The 2,470-nt window shown below is 41.5% G+C and carries 4 protein-coding genes; all 4 read left to right on the top strand.

The annotated features are described in order from the left end of the window. Positions 1-518 precede the first annotated feature (518 nt). Positions 519-809 carry a type II toxin-antitoxin system ParD family antitoxin gene (locus RMO84_RS15650; protein WP_310489368.1) on the top strand — a complete coding sequence of 97 codons (291 nt, stop codon included), beginning with the start codon at positions 519-521 and terminating at the stop codon, positions 807-809. Beyond that, a complete protein-coding gene (locus tag RMO84_RS15645; RefSeq protein WP_310489367.1) occupies positions 806-1,069 on the top strand; it encodes a type II toxin-antitoxin system RelE/ParE family toxin in 264 nt (87 codons plus the stop codon). Before RMO84_RS15650 ends, RMO84_RS15645 begins: the two co-directional genes overlap by 4 nt. Positions 1,070-1,822: 753 nt before the next feature. Further along, on the top strand, positions 1,823-2,119 hold the full coding sequence (locus tag RMO84_RS15640; protein ID WP_310489366.1) for a hypothetical protein: 297 nt from the start codon (positions 1,823-1,825) through the stop codon (positions 2,117-2,119). 167 nt (positions 2,120-2,286) lie between these two features. Then, the coding region (locus RMO84_RS15635) for an acetyl-coenzyme A synthetase N-terminal domain-containing protein (protein ID WP_310489365.1) at positions 2,287-2,470 on the top strand (184 nt) is incomplete at its 3' end.

Below are 2,470 nucleotides of genomic sequence, written 5' to 3'. Positions count from 1 at the left end.
TATTTACCGATCGCTCCTCATATTTTTTAGAGCACTCAAATGGTGCGTTGCTATTTATTCCCACCTATTGTCGTTTTTGAATGCTGATAAAACTGTAATTTTTGTTACCAATTTGCAACAAGGTATTGACATATCTCATTTTTTGGAATCATAAAATACTGCAATTAAAAACAGTATCAATTGCTACGATCTCTGCTAAAAATCAGTTAATAAAAAATTATTTTAATGATAATTAAAGCTAATATTAAAAGTGCCAATTAAACACGATCGAATTGCGATCGATTGCAACCGCCAAAACTATGAGAATTCTCGATCGGTGTTGCATTAAGGTACGATCGATAGTGCTCGACTAACATTCATGTGAGAGCAGAGCTATTAATCGATCTGGTACCAGCAAGGCTAGAAGTAGGCAAATTGAGGACTCGATCGGGTTTGAGACGCAGCTAGAGATCCGAGCAGTTATAATCGAGTTATCATCCCCTTTCATAAAGTGTGGGCTTTGCCCGATCGTTATACTGATGCTGACAATCACCCCCGAACACGAAAAGCTCATTCAAAATCACTTGGATACCGGACGTTACGCTAACGCTGAGGAAGTCCTAGCAATCGCCCTACAACTACTCGCTCGTCTCGATACCGAACATCAAACCTGGATCGAAGAAACCCGTCAACAAATTGCTATCGGGATCGCCGAACTCGATTCGGCAGAGCCGACGCTACGCGAACGCGGCGAAGGCGTTGATGGTGCAACTGCGATGGAGGGATATCTTCAGCAATTTCAGGCGGCACGGCAAACGCGGCTCTCATGAATTTTATCCTCGCACCCAGTAGCATCCGAGACTTAGATCGACTATCTCAATACTTTCTGGAAACCAATGTTGAAGCAGGAGAACGGTTATTTAAGACACTCAACCAAAAGTTTTATAACTTGACTCAGTTTCCAAATCTTGGAAAACCATACCCTCATCTCGATCCCAATATTCGAGGATTACTGGTTGAGAAATACATCATTTTTTATCGCGTCACCGAGACTCAAGTTGAGATTGTCCGAGTTGTGGATGGAAGATAAGATCTAACACAACTCTTTATCACGGAAGACTAGCTGCGAATTGTCATAATATTAGCGATAGCTTTCGTTAGAATACACCAACGATCGCCAGAACAGTAGAATTGATTGCGCCTATAAGATCGGTCATTGGGGTTAAATTCGAGCTATGGTGGGAATAATATTGATAGAAGCAAGTAGAGTAGATTGAATGCTTGTTCCTCAGATGCTCTAGCTTATAGACCCCGCTTACTCCAAGAAAGTACATTACTATGACACGACCTATCGCTAACATGTCACAGAACTGCATATTTTCATGTATTTAATAGGATTGGTGGGTTAATTATTCTGACAAGAGTTCAGACAAAATATTCGATCTCAGCGGATGGTCGATCGATCTTCAATTAATATTAAAGACTTGTAGGGGCAAGTTTATGCAAATAACCTGCGATTCTTACTAGCAATTTACAAACAAACCTGCCCTCCCTGCAGCAATTAAAAATGTCACAAGCAGACGGTTAATGATCGGGGATGAATCTTCGTAAATCTCTGGTGGGGAGGGCAGGTTTGCTGGGAGATGATTTGCGATCGACATAGACTACTTGCATAAACCTGCCCCTACAGACCCTGGATAAATGCTGATGGATTGCGATCCTCTTAATGCAGATTTATAACTGTATTAGCAATCTAGATTATTGACTTAACAACCGCCTGGATGAATCGGTCGATCGACAAAAAATATTACTATAATAAAGTATTACTTCCGAGGCTAAAAACATGAATGAAAATAATGATGCTATTCTCCAAGCCATTCAAGCAGGATTTGCAAATAACGAACGCCAGTTTAACGATATACTTGCCAGCAACAGTCGGATTGAATCTAGGCTAGCTAATCTTGAAGCGGAAGTAGCCGAAATCAAAACTAAACTTGCTAAAGTTGAAAATCGGATGCATACAGTCGATCTCCGTCTGAATGGAGTCGATAGCCGACTGATTGATTTTTCTGATGATATCCGTGGCTTGCAAACTCAACAAAATAGAGTCAGCGAATATCTTTTCAATCGACCACAATAACTGTCTAGTGAATAATATTTTACGGCATGAGACTATCGATCGAGATATACCCAATTGTTACAGAGCGACAGTCGATCGATTTTACCTCGATCGCCATTAGCAACTTGCCCCACGAACTGGGTGATAATTGACTACATAATAATTGCTAACCGATCTTCGCTCCTACCATGTCAGAAACATCGATCGAATCTACGCTCCACGAAGAGCGACTATTTAGCCCCTCCGCTGAATTTTCTCAAGCGGCACAGATTAAGAGCTTAGCTGAATATGAAGCTCTCTATGCCCGCGCCAAAGCCAATCCCGAACAGTTTTGGGCGGAACTCGCCGACAGCGAACTGCATTGGTTTAAAA

Source organism: Chamaesiphon sp. VAR_69_metabat_338 (assembly GCF_031423935.1).
Lineage (GTDB): Bacteria > Cyanobacteriota > Cyanobacteriia > Cyanobacteriales > Chamaesiphonaceae > Chamaesiphon.
This window is presented reverse-complemented; position numbering and strand designations above follow the sequence as displayed.

What these genes read in the sequence shown, in the direction of transcription:
- RMO84_RS15645 (WP_310489367.1), top strand. Translation starts at nt 806, where the DNA reads ATGAATTTTATCCTCGCACCCAGTAGCATCCGAGACTTAGATCGACTA.
- RMO84_RS15650 (WP_310489368.1), top strand. Translation starts at nt 519, where the DNA reads ATGCTGACAATCACCCCCGAACACGAAAAGCTCATTCAAAATCACTTG.
- RMO84_RS15640 (WP_310489366.1), top strand. Translation starts at nt 1,823, where the DNA reads ATGAATGAAAATAATGATGCTATTCTCCAAGCCATTCAAGCAGGATTT.